Raw genomic sequence first — 16412 nt, 5'->3', positions numbered from 1 at the left:
CGCCTCATGATGAGCCAGAACGCCAATTTACCTAAATATTGAAAGCCAGGTATCAGAATAAAACCTGATTTACCTTTACTTCACGAAGCGTTTCGAGAATTTGTTCACGTTGATCTTCGTCGTTAAAACAGTTATCGGGTATCAGCATAAACTGCGCATCAAGTTGTTGGAGTAGCCGATTGAACATCTTCGATGAAGAAACTATAGCGGTAAGTCTATCAAGCAACCAATCACTGAAAAGCCAGCGCTCACAAATGATATCGAGTAGTAGCGGCAGTAATGTATTAGGCGGCAACTGGCAAATCCACTCCTCACGCTGGCACTCTTTTTCAAGGCCAAGGAATAACAACAAACGACGCAAGCGTACTAATGCTGCGGCCAAACGACTTTGCTCCGAGGGTTCGATGCATATGCTAAGTTCAAAGGCTATCGCTCTTAGCAAAATACGGACCCGTTCACAGCGATCCGGCCAGTCTGCCACGCGTCTGAACCACTGCGATAAGGGCATTTCATCGTTGTCTATCGCCTGTTGCATAAAACGCTTCAGCGAGGACAGCGTAGCGGTATCCACTTCGCCAAGTTCCAGTAAACTAAAAACGGCAAGTTCCCATCCCTCCTCCGCTGTAAGCGTATCCAGTTGCGATTGCAAATCGCGTTTTTTCTTTTTTGACAACCCGCCGGCAGTAAGCGCCATTGCAAGAGCGATAATTTGATACGCATTCTGTAAATCAGGATCACTATTCTCTTCGGTAAGCGGACGCAACGTTGCTCCATTATCCTCCTGTATTTGTTTTATCAAACGCAGCAAAGCCTGCTGTCTGCGCTCCAGTTTCTCAGCATCAGTGAATTTATAACTTTCGCGCAGTTTACCACTCAGCGCCATTCCTATTTCTTCCATCGTCTCATAGAGCGCTGCCCCCGTCGTTTCCTGTAACTCCTGGAGAGCTAACATTGAAGGCGAAATAACCTCTTGTTCCTCTATAACCTGGCCAGGGGTAAATGCTGTAGGGGGCGTCATTTTTATCTCATTAATTTTAATATTCATCGCTACCTCCTTTATCTTCACCATTACGTAACCATTTCAGTAACGCGTTGAAATGACGAGAAAGTGAAAATTCAACGGCATATCGTGTTGAGGAAAGTTCAGCCTGATCGGGAGAGAAACCAGACTCGATAATCAACGTAAACCGCTTGCCAAAAGTTTCACGCATCAATGCCTCTTTTTCAGGATGAATACGCAAATAAAGCGCTCCCTCTTCCGCCATAGCCGTAGCCTGGCGTGCCAGACGATGGCACATAACACTGTCTACCGACTGTTGGTCGAACCAGGCCAACAGAACCTGTTCTATACTATTTTTAATATGATGCTCTGCTTGATCGACCAATGAACGAAATTGATTTTCATCGTCTTGTAAATGTTTTACATGCTGTTCCAGCCATTCCACTTCCATTTTTTCCAGCGTATTTTTACGCAACCACGCTAGTTCTTGTTGCTGCTCAACTTTCTGTTCACGCTGATAACGATAGGCGTCTCGGATGATTTTTTCAGCCTTACGGTAAGCGGAGCTCACAATAGCATGTGAAACTCTCTTAGCTTGTTGCTCTTGTGCAAATAAAGTTAATTGTAATGTTATCCACTGTGACTCAATAATATTTCGAGCGGGTAGCTTATGGTTAATTTCCGTCAGTGGAAGTGAAGTGAAACTCATAGCAAATGCTCCATGAAGATAATCTCGGTAAGAGAAGTCTTCGGCCAAAGTATACGCTGCGGAGGGGGTAATAATACTAATAGCGCATGTAAAACCGCATCGTCATGCGCTTCCCGATTAAGAATGGCGGTACCGATCTGCAATGCAGTTTGTTGCATCACTTGCGGAGGAAGTAATTTGCCATCTCTTTGCCCCAACCAACCATATAGCTGCCAGATCTCATCCTCGCTAAACCACTGTAGAAGCAATTGCCGATACTCTGGTAGCATAAAATAGTCACTGCACCTGAGTTTGAATAATCCCAGCCCAAAGGCAAATGCCGATATACGCGGCGCAAGACGAACCTGCCGTTTTTGCCTGTCATTTAAACAGGCTGGAATAACAGAGCTTCCCCTTAGTCTATTTAACGCTCTGTCAAGAAGACGATCCAACTCGGGCCGATCGCCATAACGCCAGCAGTTTGAAGGATGAAAACCCAGCTTATCAAGCCATTCCGGTACAGCGTAACGAGCAGGTTGCCAGAAATAACGATAAAGTTGCAACACCTCGGGATCAGGTCGGCTCAAAAACGGCGTCTCAGGCAAAAATAGCCGATCAGGATGCCCACTCCTATTAACAGTCCTGTCAACGATAACATCAACTGATAAGGGTATTTCATCAACCACTTCTCCACCTTCCCTTTATTGGCGTTGATCACGTCCATAATCCAGAATGTTTGTTTCACGGGTACATCAGGTACCATTCTGAATTCAGCAGGCTGCATCAAGATACTAATCTTACTGTATTGCAACCCAGGAATTGACATTTCTATTAAATCTTTAATTTTTACCCGAAAGGCCTCCATATTGACCTGAGGTGAATATTTTATAAATACGGCAACTGAGCTCGGAGAAGCGTTACTCCCCTCATCATAAGTCGGTAGCGCAATGGTCACTTTTGCATTAATTACGCCCTCCATCTGACTCAGCATTCCTTCAATTCTTTGTTCTTTTAAAAAATTAATCTTCTGCTGTTCTTCCTGGGGTGATACCACTAACTGATTAGCCGGAAACATCTTATCCGCCGTTGTAAACTGACGATGCGGATAACCGTTAAGTCTAAGTAGTTCAACCGCGTTAATAAACTGCGACTGCTCGACACGTAAGGTAACACCGTCCTCTTCCTGTTTTTTTTCCGCATCGATATGATGCTGCATAAGTAATGCCAGCATTTGATTCGCCTCATCTTCTGGCAATGAGCGATAAAGATCCACATCACATGCCGTAAGAAAGAACGTAAGGACAGTAAGAAATACTATACGATGAACCTTCATGTCATGCTATCCAGCTTATTAAGCGCTTGCGATGCTGCGCCTGATATTCTGGCAAGATAATCGACGCCTACCGTTAACTGCATATAATCCATTTGTCTGGTCAACATAACCTGCGGTAATAAAGCACTGGCGTTACTGGTGGATGCATCATCTTTCAGCAATTGTTCAAAAAAATTAATTTGCTCCTGGCTCGGTTCTGCAGAGGACTTTACATAAGATTGAGTGCTTACAGGCACTACGCTCATATCAGAAATATTCAATTTTCAAACCCCTCATTTGGTGCAGGAAATAACAGACGCAGCGCCATAGCCTCTGGCAAATCAATATCCGATAAAATTTTCGCGGCTTTTAGCGGCTCATTTAAACCCGCCAACAATAATGCCAGACATACCAACTGTAATTTTTTATCCGGAACAATAACCGTTAGCGCTGGTAACATCGCATGTACCTGGGAAATCAGGCTATGGTTAACGCCCGCAAACATGATTTCCAGCAGCAACCGTCGAACATCGTCGCTAATAACTTCAGATTTTAGCAATGATTCCACTAAGCATATCCTTGATCATTTTGATCAGTGAACTTTCGTAATTAATAAATGTAGAATACTGCTGTAAGGCAAATTGCGCTTTAATCATCGATTCTGGGTTGAGCAAATCATTACCATTCATTTTGTCATTAATGGCCTGGCCTGCCTGGTGCGCCATGTGGGAGAGCATATCCACTAATTGTGCAATATCCATAATGCTTTTCCTTAAAATAAATACATCGTAAGGATACTGGCAACATAGCAAAATTTAGAAATCAATGAACATCCGGTATATACCTGAAAACGATTACTCCGGCGCACGTTGTTCTGGCGTCACTTGGGCCAGCAAACGATATAATGGGCTGCTGACCTGCATACCGGTCATTGCCATCCCATCCATACCGAAGCGAGTAAAACTCATTAGTCCATAGGTAATATCATTAAGACGCTCTAATAAATGAGGCTGTAGTCCCAAACTACCACTCCAGTATGAATGCGTCATTACCGTCGCGGTTAAGGCTAATCTACCTCCCAGGGAGACAGCTTTAGCAATCGCCATACTTTTGCGTTGATTGACAAAACAATTAGCAATACAAAAAACGGCATTGCCTATACTGTCGTGAGCCATAGGCAAATGATGTTTATGATGGTAGATAAGACAGGCGACATCCGCAATGGCAATAGCAAGGCCAATTCCCGCCAGGGCTAAGAGCGGTGCGCCTCCACCACTTAGCACTGTTAATGCTATTCCAGCGGAACAGCATAAAATCTGTCCGCCCAAAATGACCGTTTGCCAACTAAAAATTTCTTTTGGAAAACACTCTATCGCTCGTTTCGCAAGTCCGGCCAATACCCGCTCTTTTCCTTGTTGAGGTCCTATTCTACCACTCTCTATATTGGTTTCCGGATGTGGCAATGAGGGACATGGAGGTGATTCCTCAGGCGCGTAAACAGGACGTTGCCCTCCTACCTGAGCATTTGGGCTAACAGGTTTCATGGTTCTCCCCGAGATGTATGACCAGAACTGTCCATTAATGCAGGTGTAGTAGCAGATTGACAGAGCGCTGCCATTTGTTCTGCCAATAACACACTGGGATCGGCATGAAGTTCATCAACAGAATTTTCCTGATCGTCGCCAGAGCGGCGGGCAAGGCAATAATCCAGTACCGCACCTATCGCCGTCAGGCTAACGGAGGTAATTACACTCCCCATGTCCAAAGAGGCCGCAATATTTTCAGCGGCGGGCAGTGGAAACTGTAGGGGTAAAACCAACATAGAAATAGCGATTCCTGAACGTATTAATAAAGAAAGACAATTAGCAAGGGTGTTAGCGCAGTTAAGACTTGCCCCACATTTTAAGGCCAGCGCACTGACCACAAGAGCAACGCTATCACTGGCGGTTTGTAACGGCTCCTTTTGCTGACATATCAATTGATAATTATGATACGCACAGCAAGCATCCCCAATAGCAATCACGAGCGCCGCCCCCGCAAGAATAGCAATGGGTAATCCTGCCCCACCAGAAATTACCGCTGCAGCAACCGATAACCCAAACACGACTGTCGCACCCAGCGCACGAATAGTGTATTGCATAAAATGTATCGCATAATCCCTCTGCTGCCTTATTTGTTCAGGCGTAAGCAGCACTGGGGCTGCGGGGGTACCTGGGGCTGGAATTTCAGGGGGAGGAAACGATACCTCCTTCGCTTGTATATCGGAAGGAGGACTATTACCATCGACTATATTACTTGCCGCTGACGGAATATGAATTTTCATATTTCGTTCTGTTATTTAAGCAATAAGAGTATCAACCATTATTTGCGCATTCTGGCGAATCTCACTCCATGAGGCATCCGCATAACTCATCTTGATTGCGGTTTGAAAAGCCTCTCTCGCCAACCCGGGTTCCCCCATCATTTTGAGACAGACGCCCGTTTGGTAAACCGGTTCTGGATGGCTGGCATCCAGCATCAAGGCATGTCCATAGAAATTAATGGCCGTCGTGTATTCTTTAAGCATCATCCAGGTGCCAGCCAATGCAATATGGGCACGCCAACTCCATGGCTGGGCCATCACCAGCCAGCTAAAATCGATTACGGCGCGCGAATAATCCCCCTCCTGCCATGAGGCGTAACCACTGGCATAAACGGTTTCCGGATCAACGGATAATAGCTGTTTCAGAATGTCTTCGGGTATTTTATTTTTCTGATCTTCTTTCATCATCATACCTATTGATTGTTATTTTCACGTGATAATGATTTACGTCAGGAAGGTCATTTAAAAACGTCGCTGGATAAGATGCTCGGCGGATAAAACTGTCCAGTTATCGCCATCAAGCTGTGTAAAGGTCGCTCCCATTACTGTCAGGATGCGCAATAATTTCCTGCGTAGCAGGGCTTTTTTTTCATCCAGAACGTCGGTGATTATCAACATCTTTAAACATGTTAACTGCGGGTGATGCACAAATATCCCGCGTAAAAGTCCCAGTAAGTGAAACAATTGCTGTGGTCGAGGTTGCCCGGGCGTCAGGCGCCTGAACTCACAAATAATCATTTCTTTTGCCTCAATACGATAGATCACCAGGTAAGGCGATAATATAAACTGTTGCCCAAGTAATATGGCGGTCTCCCCTAAATATGCAGGCTCAGTAAACACCTGATGCCGACGCAACCATTGCTCTATTTCTTGCACCATATTTACCTCGTTAATGCCCGGAGTATTTCAGCAAGAACCGAGACCAGTGACGACCCCACACCGATGATTTGCTGCATAATTTCAGCCGCTTTCTCCATAATATCCATCAGGGATTTATTATAAGATTGGGCCCCATTTTGTTGCAGGTCGGCAATCGCTTTATCTTGATCACTTTGACGTTGCGCTACACCAGCCCCCAGGCCCATGACGCCCCCAGCTGTGTGGCCTACGGCTTGACCCGCTATAAGACCGGTTTCCCCGCCTACAGCCCCTAATCCTATCGTCAGCACTCCCGACAATATTGCGCCACCCGCAGTAATCATTGATGCTTTAAACGCTTGATCAATTGTTTTCATTTGCGTCTGTAAAACATTGACTTGCAGTTCCCAGCCCAGCCGTTGTTTTACTACGTTATAGCTGCGCATGATATCGCGCAACTTTTTGGCAAGCTCCATTAGCTTCGTCCAGATATCATCAAATAACAGAAGCATTGATTCAGTACCCATTCCCTCCCCGGAGGGAGCTTGACTGGAAGAAGGCGTTAACAAGGAAGGCGCTGGTAATACCAGTGCTACGTTACTCGCTTCCATATTTTTATCCTCAGATTAAGCGCGACAGCCAGCTATTCTCGCCTGAACGCTACTATAGTGATCAATGGTATCTAATACATCTCTAAGCGCGGCACCGCTACTCTTATAAAGCTCCTCTAAGCGTTTTTGTTCTATCTTTTTTTGGTCTTCCGTTTGTTGCATTATGAAATCCAGAAATCGTTGCTGAGTTATTAATTGCTCTATTTTCTTTTCGAGCTTCGCTTTTTCTGTGTTAACCATGCCAGTATTCATCTGACTGGCACCCTCGGTTGCACATCTGATAGCCTGTAAGCCTTTAAATGAACAATCCCTCAGTAAGGCATACAGGATTTTTTGGAACATATTCCAGAGAACTTTCTTACGAAAATTTTTTAACAGAAATTTTCCCCCTTCTTGCGCATATTTTTCCAGGGCTTCTTTTGCCGCTGCTTTTGCCATGGCTTTCACCCCCTCTTTCGTAAAGCTTTTTCCCGCGCTTCGCGTCATATTATTTTCTACCTCACGAGAAAACTCGGCAGACTCCTCTGCCATCTCATTCGCCATAACCATTTCACGTTCAAGCGGCTCAAATTGTTTGAGAAAACTTTCGCTCACTTCTTCGCCAAACTTTTCAGCCAACTCCTCTATTTCTGCTTCCCCTGCACCAACCATACGCTCAACCATTTCTTCGCCTAAGCCGGAGTCAAGCACTTTTGCAGCTGCGCCAGATAAACCTCTCGTCGCCATAAAAGCACGGCCAATCTGGAAAACATCCAGTGCCAGCGCGACGGCTTCACAACCAAATTGAATCTTACTTGTCACGTCAATAATCGCCTGACAGGTATCGTGGTCAGCACCGCACATCATTGCCGTTTCGGCTCCGGCTTTAACCATTCCTGCACAACCTGCGGCTATATAAGCTACGCCGCTAGCCATTTCTGCGGGATTACCGGACAGAAAACCTTCCACAACCTTTAAGGCGCCAATCACGGTTTCAAATATGCCGGTAATCCAGTCAAAAATAGCGCCAAAAATGCCCGCTTTACGCGCTTTATCCTCCTGCTCTATCGCTTTCTGGATCTGCTCCTGATACTCCTTTACCTGCTTATCACGTAATGCATTTTGCACCTCAGTTGCCCGCTCAAGCTGTTGGCATAACGATTGAGCGTTATTACCAAAAACACTGAGTATTAATGTCGTCATCATCATTGATAAAACCGCGGGATTGGTCTGCAAAAAGTCAGGCAATGATAGACGCTTATGATTTCCGGGTACGGCATCAAGCAGTTGCTTCAACGCATTGCTTGCCTCCTGAAGACTAATTTTCCCTGACAGCAGACACGCGGCGTTGCCATCGCCAAAAGTAGAATTCACACGATGCTGGCGCTTTCCCAGCGAACCCGAGGAAACGCAACTGACATTGCTTAAGTGATGATGTGTTAAGGCGGTTACTCCTGCGGCGCTATCGCTATTACTGTGAATTCGATTCATTTTTAGCTCCTGTCAGAAAGTTGCTGTAACATCTTTTCTGCACGTAGTCGGAGGATTTGATGTTCACTGACCTCGCCGCAAATACGCACCACAGCCTTTAGCGCTTTTATTGCATAACAGACGTTATCACACGCGAGATAGCATTCCGCTGCGGCCCATGGCGCCTGCGGCGCATCAATCTTAATTTGTGCCGCGCGTCCATAGGCGTATATCGCTTCCCCCCAATGTTTTTGAGCCTGGCAGCATTCCCCTAACCGAAACCAGTAGTCAAATGACCAGGCATCATATATCGTCAGCAATTGAAAAAGTCGCGCTGCGCCGGCGAACTCTTTTACATCCATAAGCTGCATGGCATAGCGATACAGTGTATTAAGCGGCTGTGTAACATCGTCATCCAACAACATACGCAGCGAGCCGCCACGCCGGAAAAACCGCATCGTGTCATGTGCCTGTTGTAGGGTCGGGTCTTTTTTCATGAGTACGTTTTCTGCGCTATCATACTGGAAATTTCCCCCCACTTACTGATAAGCCCTGTCAGTTGGGTAAGGACAGCGTTAAGCTCCTGAGACATTTTTTGAATTGTTATCTGCCCCTGACTCATAAGATCGGTATTCCGGTTGGCGTCATTATCCAAAGCCGCTTTGATCGCCTGTAGACCACCTTTATCCAGCTTCCCATGATCGCCATATTTAGCCATATAATCATCAATGGTCATACCATCGATGAGAATACCGTGATCGCGCATGTATTTAATTACGTCATCAGGCACCTCCTCTTTGGTTTTAGCATCCCCTTTTGCTGCTTTAGCAATCACCTCATCCATCTCATTTGACTTTTCCTGGGTATTTCTGGCACGTTCAGCGTTCTTCTGGACTTCAATAAATTTATCGTTTGCAATAGCCTGAATAACCATAAGGAGAATAAGCAAAACACCATACCCTTCGGCAAACGGATTTTGCTGGGATAAGTCATCCTGCCCCCCGGTATCAGTGTTGCTAACGCCGAAACTATTTTTAAACACAATAGGGTTTTGACTTCCCCATAAGATGTTTCCTGAAGACATTATGCTTTACCTTTTTGTTTTTCCTGACGGTATCTCCACCGGGGCTTGAGCATTAAGTTGTTTCAGTCGTACTTCAAGTTGTTTAAACAAACTTACTATTTTCTTTAAATCCTTCTCGGCCTCCTGGTTAACCCCGGCAACGCCTTGTGGAAATAGGTTATGAAGAATACTCTCTGTCTCTCTGCTCTTTTTGGGGCTCTCTGCACTTTCAGCAAGCTGTTGACTCACCTTAGCCCGGATTTGGTGAAATTTTTTAAGACAGTGATTTAGCTGCATGTAACTTTGCTCTAAATCACGATATTCACTAAACGCAGCCTTTTTCTTTATCATCATTCCCCTCCATATACACGATAGATAATTAACGTGCTAACTAAGAGCCTATCCCATTAGAGCTATTTTACTTGCCATTTTGGACCTGGGCAGTGCTCAAAATCCTCACGTACTACGTGTACGCTCCGGTTTTTGCGCGCTATCCGTGTCCAGGCTGGCTGCGCCAATTAACGCCTGGTGGGATAGGCTCTAAGATATTTTTACTTTACTCTTGCTCACTCACTACAAGTGCGCTGTTATGGTAACGATAATAAATAATGTTGATGATATTTTCGGCCTGCTCGATCGCTTCAAGCAATAAGGTGTTTTGCTGATATTGCTGCGGATCCTGTAACTTACCGTTGTTCTCTTCTAACTGTTTCCGGGCAGCCCTTAATTGTAAAATTATGCCTTTGGCCTCTTCACGCGAATGAAGCAGCAAATCTTCTAACCGGGTCAGAGTTGTCATTTTCCACTCACTTAAAATCTAATGGATAGTTAATCAAAGTATCATTATGTTTAATCGTTACCACATCGGCACTCAGATGGACAATTTCTCCCCCATTGGGTAACAATGCCCCTACACGTAAACGCTCTTTATTCGTCAGTAATAAGTAATTACCATGGCGACTCTGTACAAAGCCAGCCACTGGCGCAGGCAGATACTTGCTTTCATCATGAGAAGGCGCAATATCCTGATAAATTAAAGAAAGAGCGGGGTCCTTTTTCTTTAATGCTGCTAACGTTTCTTGCAAAATGCGTTGATGAGATTCATCCAGTACACCACTGATAACAAAAGAGCGCCGCATTGGCGTAACATTGACAAGCCCCACTAAACCGTTCTCTATTATCGCAGAAATAATATCATCCCCCTGAGACTGATGAGAATGACTAATCTGCCAGTGCAATAACCCGGGAATATCTGCAAGTAATGGTTGAACCTTACGCCATTGCTGATCCATTTGTATATCATCATGAATTAACACGCTTCCCGGCCCTTCGCTGGATACTTCAGCATGCGGGTAACCCATTTTTATCAAAACATCCTGCACTTCTCGTACCAATAAGTCATCACAGATTACACCATCCCGATACATGACCCCCCATGATTCGAGAGTCGCTCTCACCTTTTGCATCTGTTCGCTTGACGAGCAATAACCGGACAACTGCAGGCTGCCATCTTCTTTCCATTGCGCCCGCACATAATGAATATTGCTTTTGTCTAATAAAAACTTAACCCGCAAAGGTAAGTCATTTACCGTTTCAGGCTGACCGCCAATACTTAACAGGACCCCCATTCCACCGATGAAAATCAAGAATACGCCAGCCAACCACCAGTACCCTGATCTGGAAACGGGTATTTGATAATCAGCAAGTTCACAATCCTGTTTACCAAACGCGATAGCCACTCCCGCAACCTGCAAAACCCCACTGGATGGTAGCGGCTTATTTGGATTAAATCTGCGGCCGTTAACTTTAACTCTGGCTTTCCCGGCATCAACAAATAAACTATCTGCCTGTTCTCTCAGAATAATTTTTTCATTTATAGTAAGCGGAATACAAATATCGCATCCTTTCTCCCCCAGTGACAGGTTACCTTCATTCAGCCATACTTCCCGGCCTTGTAAAACGTGACCTAAAAAACGTATTTTCCATGAGCTCTTTGGATTAACCATGAGATATGCCATTATTTACTACTGAGGCTTTAATCAAAAAAAGCCTGATTACACTATGTACTTGAGTCGTATCATTGCGAAACAAATGACCTACGACAGGAATATCGCCCAATAAAGGAATTTTGTTTTGCGAGTGGATTTGTTTACCTTGTTTAAATCCTCCCAGCAATAGACTTTGTCCGGCCAATAATGTGGCCTGCGAAGCAATTTCAGAATTTTGCACTTCGGGCAGCGGGTCTGTTTCGCTTTGCGTATCACTTTGTTGTCCATCCTGAATATTAAGATTAAGCATTATTTTTTGCGTGCCATTGTCATTTAACAAGCGAGGTGTAACGCGCAACAAAGAACCCGTAGTGATGGATTCAAGTTTAGCCACTTTTTCTCCCTGCAGTTTGGTATAGAAAGTAATATTCTTATCCAGCACAGCCTGGATATTATTTAAAGTCACCACAGATGGCTGGGAAAGTACATAAGCCTGAGAGCTTTTTTCCAGGGCATTCAAACGCACCATAAAGTTTGAGGTATCGCTGATTACCGTTGAAAAACCGCTAGCTCCACCGTCATTCAAACCTGTATTGAACGCAATTTTCTTGCCACCCAGCGACACTGCCGTTCCCCAGTCGATGCCTAACTGGTTAATATCGCCAGCATTAACATCGATAATTTTCACCGAAATCTCTATCATCTGCTGGCGTTGATCTAATTCTGTGATGAGTTTCCGATACCCGGCCATATTGGCCGCATAATCACGAACGATCACTGCATTCTGGCGTGGGTCGGCAGCAAACATGGGCAATGCCTGTGTAGCGGGTGAACCATTGTTCGTCGATGACGCCGGGACGCTGGTTTTACTCATCTCACGCAATACACTCACGACCCCAGGAACCACGACGGACTGATCGCGATATTGGTATTGGGTATCCATCGCAGTGGCATACTTAAGCGTATATATACTTACACTCACCGCACTGTCTTTTCGTTTGATTAACGCATTATCCAGCACTGAAGCTAATTGACTAATACGGGTCAGGCAACTGGGAACACCGCTCACCTCCACAGCGCTGGTACCGGTAATTTCTTTAACCTCGCATCCCGGTGATGAAAGGATATTCTGGCTGCGTAAGTAATGAATGAACCGCCCAGTAGATAAAATATTGAAAGTGATAACCTGATGTTTTAATAACGATGCAGGATATACATATAACATGCTGCCATCAAACCAGGTAAGCAAATCATATTGTGCTGCCAGGTTATTCAAAATATCGACCGGTGGTCCAGGCGGAATTTTTCCACTAAATGTAGCTGTTATCAATGGGCTAATAGTAATAGCCGTATCATAGTTCTCTGAGAGCAGATGTAAAACCTCTGCTAATGGCATTTGTCTGGCATAAAGGGTGAAGTCATTACCTTTCCATGATAACTCATCACTCTTTGCCGTATTGAGTATAAATAGTAAAATTAAAATTAAACGTTTATTTACTACCATTTTATACCCCACCCGAATAAAGTTTATGGTGATTGCGTATTACATTTTTTAAAATGCAAGTTAAAGCCAGGTGTTTTTCTATCTCAATAGCAATAAGCTCAGAGCTACTACTTGTGGTATAATAACCGTTTAACCATCCTCCATCCGCTGTGAGCTGTATAGCATAATCATGGACATCCGGGTGTGCTGCAAGCAGTAGTGTCACATAGGCAAGACAAGGCTTAGGTAAGCTTTCCAGGTCATTTAAGAACAAAGAAATAGAAAATGCTTCTGAGAAAATTTCTCCTCTGGCAGGATGCCCATCAATAGTCATTATCCAGGATCGGCTATTACCTTCGGCCTTGATATCCTGAATTAATGGAATGCCTTTTAAAACTGCCAGCATGAATCCCTCCTCAGACATAAATGAGAGTTTCTATCAAATTCGCTCACAACCACATCCGTAAAAAGCCTGATTCACATTTATTTCGACTATACTCTTCTTGTACAATATCAAGATGCTGTCTACATACACCTTGTGACAGGCGATTCTATCATTCGGATTTTCCGATAAATTCACAATTACACTTTCAGTATTGACATAAAAAATTACAATTTGAAAAATTATTTATTAAATAAACTGTTACGATGTTTTTACATCGCCGCTTTATTAAAAAGTAATTGTAGTCATCGACTGGGTTATATATGAAGAAATTTACCTTCCTAATGATAACACCATCGATTAATCTTCTGATGAAACTATATGTACTGCGATAGTGATCAAGTGCCAAAGATTTTGCAACAGGCAACTGAAGGAAAGCATTATGAATTTGCTCAATCTCAAGAATACGCTGCAAACATCTTTAGTAATCAGGCTAACTTTTTTATTTTTATTAACAATAATAATTATTTGGCTGCTATCTGTGCTTATTGCAGCTTATATATCAATGGTTCAGAAACGGCAGCATATAATAGAGGACTTATCTGTTCTATCCGAGATGAATATTGTACTAAGCAATCAACGATTTGAAGAGGCTGAGCGTGACGCTAAAAACTTAATGTATCAATGCTCATTAGCGACTGAGATTCATCATAACGATATTTTCCCTGAGGTGAGCCGGCATCTTTCTGTCGGTCCTTCAAATTGCACGCCGACGCTAAACGGAGAGAAGCACCGTATCTTTCTGCAGTCCTCTGATATCGATGAAAAAAGCTTTCGTCGCGATAGTTTTATTCTTAACCATAAAAATGAGATTTCGTTATTATCTACTGATAACCCTTCAGATTATTCAACTCTACAGCCTTTAACGCGAAAAAGCTTTCCTTTATACCCAACCCATGCCGGGTTTTACTGGAGTGAACCAGAATACATAAACGGCAAAGGATGGCACGCTTCCGTTGCGGTTGCCGATCAGCAAGGCGTATTTTTTGGGGTGACGGTTAAACTTCCTGATCTCATTACTAAGAGCCACCTGCCATTAGATGATAGTATTCGAGTATGGCTGGATCAAAACAACCACTTATTGCCGTTTTCATACATCCCGCAAAAAATACGTACACAGTTAGAAAATGTAACGCTGCATGATGGATGGCAGCAAATTCCCGGATTTCTGATATTACGCACAACCTTGCATGGCCCCGGATGGAGTCTGGTTACGCTGTACCCATACGGTAATCTACATAATCGCATCTTAAAAATTATCCTTCAACAAATCCCCTTTACATTAACAGCATTGGTGTTGATGACGTCGGCTTTTTGTTGGTTGCTACATCGCTCACTGGCCAAACCGTTATGGCGTTTTGTCGATGTCATTAATAAAACCGCAACTGCACCGCTGAGCACACGTTTACCAGCACAACGACTGGATGAATTAGATAGTATTGCCGGTGCTTTTAACCAACTGCTTGATACTCTACAAGTCCAATACGACAATCTGGAAAACAAAGTCGCAGAGCGCACCCAGGCGCTAAATGAAGCAAAAAAACGCGCTGAGCAAGCTAACAAACGTAAAAGCATTCATCTTACGGTAATAAGTCATGAGTTACGTACTCCGATGAATGGCGTACTCGGTGCGATTGAATTATTACAAACCACCCCTTTAAACATAGAGCAGCAAGGATTAGCTGATACCGCCAGGAATTGTACACTGTCTTTGTTAGCTATTATTAATAATCTGCTGGATTTTTCACGCATCGAGTCTGGTCATTTCACATTACATATGGAAGAAACAGCGTTACTGCCGTTACTGGACCAGGCAATGCAAACCATCCAGGGGCCGGCGCAAAGCAAAAAACTGTCATTACGTACTTTTGTCGGTCAACATGTCCCTCTCTATTTTCATACCGACAGTATCCGTTTACGGCAAATTTTGGTTAATTTACTCGGGAACGCGGTAAAATTTACCGAAACCGGAGGGATACGTCTGACGGTCAAGCGTCATGAGGAACAATTAATATTTCTGGTTAGCGATAGCGGTAAAGGGATTGAAATACAGCAGCAGTCTCAAATCTTTACTGCTTTTTATCAAGCAGACACAAATTCGCAAGGTACAGGAATTGGACTGACTATTGCGTCAAGCCTGGCTAAAATGATGGGCGGTAATCTGACACTAAAAAGTGTCCCCGGGGTTGGAACCTGTGTCTCGCTAGTATTACCCTTACAAGAATACCAGCCGCCTCAACCAATTAAAGGGACACTGTCAGCGCCGTTCTGCCTGCATCGCCAACTGGCTTGCTGGGGAATACGCGGCGAGCCACCCCACCAGCAAAATGCGCTTCTCAACGCAGAGCTTTTGTATTTCCCCGGAAAACTTTACGACCTGGCGCAACAGTTAATATTGTGTACACCAAATATACCAGTAATAAATAATTTGTTACCACCCTGGCAGTTGCAGATTCTTTTGGTTGATGATGCCGATATTAATCGGGATATCATCGGCAAAATGCTTGTCAGCCTGGGCCAACACGTCACTATTGCCGCCAGTAGTAACGAGGCTCTGACTTTATCACAACAGCAGCGATTCGATTTAGTACTGATTGACATTAGAATGCCAGAAATAGATGGTATTGAATGTGTACAATTATGGCACGATGAGCCGAATAATTTAGATCCTGACTGCATGTTTGTGGCGCTATCCGCTAGCGTAGCGACAGAAGATATTCATCGTTGTAAAAAAAATGGGATTCATCATTACATTACCAAACCAGTGACGTTGGCTACCTTAGCTCGCTATATCAGTATTGCCGCAGAATATCAACTTTTGCGAAATATAGAGCTACAGGAGCAGGATCCGAGTCGCTGCTCAGCGCTACTGGCGACAGATGATATGGTCATTAATAGCAAGATTTTCCAATCACTGGACCTCTTGCTGGCTGATATTGAAAATGCCGTATCGGCTGGAAAAAAAATCGATCAGTTAATTCACACATTAAAAGGCTGTTTAGGTCAAATAGGGCAGACTGAATTGGTATGCTATGTCATAGACATTGAGAATCGCGTAAAAATGGGGAAAATCATCGCGCTGGAGGAACTAACCGACTTACGCCAGAAAATACGTATAATCTTCAAAAACTACACCATTACTTAATATTATCTTAA

The 16412-nt window shown here is 44.0% G+C and carries 21 protein-coding genes; 1 reads left to right on the top strand and 20 read right to left on the bottom strand.

Annotation, left to right across the window (positions count from 1 at the left end; all coding sequences use genetic code 11):
- Positions 1-52: 52 nt before the first annotated feature.
- The 20 genes from ssaL to spiC form a co-directional block, all read right to left on the bottom strand.
- On the bottom strand, positions 53-1069 hold the full coding sequence (gene ssaL / locus J4614_RS02065) for an SPI-2 type III secretion system apparatus protein SsaL (RefSeq protein ID WP_000238886.1): 1017 nt from the start codon (positions 1067-1069) through the stop codon (positions 53-55).
- Positions 1035-1709 carry an SPI-2 type III secretion system apparatus protein SsaK gene (ssaK, locus tag J4614_RS02060; protein WP_000011206.1) on the bottom strand — a complete coding sequence of 225 codons (675 nt, stop codon included), beginning with the start codon at positions 1707-1709 and terminating at the stop codon, positions 1035-1037. The genes ssaL and ssaK overlap by 35 nt, the downstream gene beginning before the upstream one ends.
- Positions 1706-2254 carry a type III secretion system domain-containing protein gene (locus J4614_RS02055; RefSeq protein WP_001531605.1) on the bottom strand — a complete coding sequence of 183 codons (549 nt, stop codon included), beginning with the start codon at positions 2252-2254 and terminating at the stop codon, positions 1706-1708. Before J4614_RS02055 ends, ssaK begins: the two co-directional genes overlap by 4 nt.
- Before the next feature lie 17 nt (positions 2255-2271).
- Positions 2272-3021, bottom strand: a complete 750-nt coding sequence (ssaJ, locus tag J4614_RS02050) for an SPI-2 type III secretion system apparatus lipoprotein SsaJ (RefSeq protein WP_000862881.1) — start codon at positions 3019-3021, stop codon at positions 2272-2274.
- Complete coding sequence (ssaI, locus tag J4614_RS02045) at positions 3018-3266, bottom strand: SctI family type III secretion system inner rod subunit SsaI (RefSeq protein WP_001562742.1); 249 nt, start codon at positions 3264-3266, stop codon at positions 3018-3020. The genes ssaJ and ssaI overlap by 4 nt, the downstream gene beginning before the upstream one ends.
- 11 nt (positions 3267-3277) lie before the next feature.
- Positions 3278-3568, bottom strand: a complete 291-nt coding sequence (locus tag J4614_RS02040) for an EscG/YscG/SsaH family type III secretion system needle protein co-chaperone (RefSeq protein ID WP_000444713.1) — start codon at positions 3566-3568, stop codon at positions 3278-3280.
- Positions 3546-3761: a type III secretion system needle filament protein SsaG gene (gene ssaG, locus J4614_RS02035; protein ID WP_000350226.1), complete on the bottom strand. Its 216-nt coding sequence runs from the start codon at positions 3759-3761 to the stop codon at positions 3546-3548. Before ssaG ends, J4614_RS02040 begins: the two co-directional genes overlap by 23 nt.
- A 93-nt stretch (positions 3762-3854) precedes the next feature.
- Positions 3855-4544: a pathogenicity island 2 effector protein SseG gene (gene sseG / locus J4614_RS02030; protein WP_000805852.1), complete on the bottom strand. Its 690-nt coding sequence runs from the start codon at positions 4542-4544 to the stop codon at positions 3855-3857.
- The gene (sseF, locus tag J4614_RS02025) at positions 4541-5323 is read right to left on the bottom strand and encodes a type III secretion systems effector SseF (protein ID WP_000690712.1); all 783 of its coding nucleotides are present in this window, start codon (positions 5321-5323) and stop codon (positions 4541-4543) included. The genes sseG and sseF overlap by 4 nt, the downstream gene beginning before the upstream one ends.
- 15 nt (positions 5324-5338) lie before the next feature.
- Positions 5339-5773, bottom strand: a complete 435-nt coding sequence (gene sscB / locus J4614_RS02020) for a SycD/LcrH family type III secretion system chaperone SscB (RefSeq protein WP_000979963.1) — start codon at positions 5771-5773, stop codon at positions 5339-5341.
- Between the two features lie 51 nt (positions 5774-5824).
- The gene (gene sseE / locus J4614_RS02015) at positions 5825-6241 is read right to left on the bottom strand and encodes an LcrR family type III secretion system chaperone SseE (protein ID WP_000249602.1); all 417 of its coding nucleotides are present in this window, start codon (positions 6239-6241) and stop codon (positions 5825-5827) included.
- Between the two features lie 2 nt (positions 6242-6243).
- Complete coding sequence (sseD, locus tag J4614_RS02010; RefSeq protein WP_000388319.1) at positions 6244-6831, bottom strand: SPI-2 type III secretion system translocon protein SseD; 588 nt, start codon at positions 6829-6831, stop codon at positions 6244-6246.
- Between the two features lie 15 nt (positions 6832-6846).
- Positions 6847-8301: an SPI-2 type III secretion system translocon protein SseC gene (sseC, locus tag J4614_RS02005; protein WP_208293041.1), complete on the bottom strand. Its 1455-nt coding sequence runs from the start codon at positions 8299-8301 to the stop codon at positions 6847-6849.
- Between the two features lie 2 nt (positions 8302-8303).
- A complete protein-coding gene (gene sscA / locus J4614_RS02000) occupies positions 8304-8777 on the bottom strand; it encodes a SycD/LcrH family type III secretion system chaperone SscA (RefSeq protein WP_000711021.1) in 474 nt (157 codons plus the stop codon).
- Entirely contained in the window at positions 8774-9364 is a 591-nt protein-coding gene (sseB, locus tag J4614_RS01995; protein ID WP_000094428.1) for an SPI-2 type III secretion system translocon protein SseB, read from the bottom strand. The genes sscA and sseB overlap by 4 nt, the downstream gene beginning before the upstream one ends.
- A gap of 6 nt (positions 9365-9370) precedes the next feature.
- Positions 9371-9697 (bottom strand): SPI-2 type III secretion system chaperone SseA, encoded by a 327-nt coding sequence (sseA, locus tag J4614_RS01990; RefSeq protein WP_000972856.1) that lies wholly within the window; start codon positions 9695-9697, stop codon positions 9371-9373.
- 202 nt (positions 9698-9899) lie between these two features.
- Complete coding sequence (ssaE, locus tag J4614_RS01985; protein WP_000210202.1) at positions 9900-10142, bottom strand: YscE family type III secretion system co-chaperone SsaE; 243 nt, start codon at positions 10140-10142, stop codon at positions 9900-9902.
- Between the two features lie 7 nt (positions 10143-10149).
- Entirely contained in the window at positions 10150-11361 is a 1212-nt protein-coding gene (gene ssaD, locus J4614_RS01980) for a SctD family type III secretion system inner membrane ring subunit SsaD (protein ID WP_000323795.1), read from the bottom strand.
- Positions 11342-12835 carry an SPI-2 type III secretion system protein SpiA gene (spiA, locus tag J4614_RS01975; protein WP_000261289.1) on the bottom strand — a complete coding sequence of 498 codons (1494 nt, stop codon included), beginning with the start codon at positions 12833-12835 and terminating at the stop codon, positions 11342-11344. The genes ssaD and spiA overlap by 20 nt, the downstream gene beginning before the upstream one ends.
- A 1-nt stretch (position 12836) precedes the next feature.
- A complete protein-coding gene (gene spiC / locus J4614_RS01970) occupies positions 12837-13238 on the bottom strand; it encodes an SPI-2 type III secretion system protein SpiC (protein ID WP_001562740.1) in 402 nt (133 codons plus the stop codon).
- A gap of 400 nt (positions 13239-13638) precedes the next feature.
- Here spiC and J4614_RS01965 point away from each other — a divergent pair, with 400 nt between their 5' ends.
- Complete coding sequence (locus J4614_RS01965) at positions 13639-16401, top strand: two component system sensor kinase (protein ID WP_001050750.1); 2763 nt, start codon at positions 13639-13641, stop codon at positions 16399-16401.
- Positions 16402-16412 lie beyond the last annotated feature (11 nt).

This window comes from Salmonella sp. 32031103-2018-00083-FB-01-SM-01, from assembly GCF_017571995.1.
Lineage (GTDB): Bacteria > Pseudomonadota > Gammaproteobacteria > Enterobacterales > Enterobacteriaceae > Salmonella > Salmonella enterica.
This window is presented reverse-complemented; position numbering and strand designations above follow the sequence as displayed.

What these genes read in the sequence shown, in the direction of transcription:
- ssaG (WP_000350226.1), bottom strand. Translation starts at nt 3,761, where the DNA reads ATGGATATTGCACAATTAGTGGATATGCTCTCCCACATGGCGCACCAG.
- ssaL (WP_000238886.1), bottom strand. Translation starts at nt 1,069, where the DNA reads ATGGTGAAGATAAAGGAGGTAGCGATGAATATTAAAATTAATGAGATA.
- ssaE (WP_000210202.1), bottom strand. Translation starts at nt 10,142, where the DNA reads ATGACAACTCTGACCCGGTTAGAAGATTTGCTGCTTCATTCGCGTGAA.
- sseC (WP_208293041.1), bottom strand. Translation starts at nt 8,301, where the DNA reads ATGAATCGAATTCACAGTAATAGCGATAGCGCCGCAGGAGTAACCGCC.
- ssaK (WP_000011206.1), bottom strand. Translation starts at nt 1,709, where the DNA reads ATGAGTTTCACTTCACTTCCACTGACGGAAATTAACCATAAGCTACCC.
- sscA (WP_000711021.1), bottom strand. Translation starts at nt 8,777, where the DNA reads ATGAAAAAAGACCCGACCCTACAACAGGCACATGACACGATGCGGTTT.
- ssaI (WP_001562742.1), bottom strand. Translation starts at nt 3,266, where the DNA reads ATGAGCGTAGTGCCTGTAAGCACTCAATCTTATGTAAAGTCCTCTGCA.
- sseA (WP_000972856.1), bottom strand. Translation starts at nt 9,697, where the DNA reads ATGATGATAAAGAAAAAGGCTGCGTTTAGTGAATATCGTGATTTAGAG.
- ssaJ (WP_000862881.1), bottom strand. Translation starts at nt 3,021, where the DNA reads ATGAAGGTTCATCGTATAGTATTTCTTACTGTCCTTACGTTCTTTCTT.
- J4614_RS01965 (WP_001050750.1), top strand. Translation starts at nt 13,639, where the DNA reads ATGAATTTGCTCAATCTCAAGAATACGCTGCAAACATCTTTAGTAATC.
- sseG (WP_000805852.1), bottom strand. Translation starts at nt 4,544, where the DNA reads ATGAAACCTGTTAGCCCAAATGCTCAGGTAGGAGGGCAACGTCCTGTT.
- sseD (WP_000388319.1), bottom strand. Translation starts at nt 6,831, where the DNA reads ATGGAAGCGAGTAACGTAGCACTGGTATTACCAGCGCCTTCCTTGTTA.
- ssaD (WP_000323795.1), bottom strand. Translation starts at nt 11,361, where the DNA reads ATGGCATATCTCATGGTTAATCCAAAGAGCTCATGGAAAATACGTTTT.
- spiC (WP_001562740.1), bottom strand. Translation starts at nt 13,238, where the DNA reads ATGTCTGAGGAGGGATTCATGCTGGCAGTTTTAAAAGGCATTCCATTA.
- sseB (WP_000094428.1), bottom strand. Translation starts at nt 9,364, where the DNA reads ATGTCTTCAGGAAACATCTTATGGGGAAGTCAAAACCCTATTGTGTTT.
- spiA (WP_000261289.1), bottom strand. Translation starts at nt 12,835, where the DNA reads ATGGTAGTAAATAAACGTTTAATTTTAATTTTACTATTTATACTCAAT.
- sscB (WP_000979963.1), bottom strand. Translation starts at nt 5,773, where the DNA reads ATGATGATGAAAGAAGATCAGAAAAATAAAATACCCGAAGACATTCTG.
- sseF (WP_000690712.1), bottom strand. Translation starts at nt 5,323, where the DNA reads ATGAAAATTCATATTCCGTCAGCGGCAAGTAATATAGTCGATGGTAAT.
- sseE (WP_000249602.1), bottom strand. Translation starts at nt 6,241, where the DNA reads ATGGTGCAAGAAATAGAGCAATGGTTGCGTCGGCATCAGGTGTTTACT.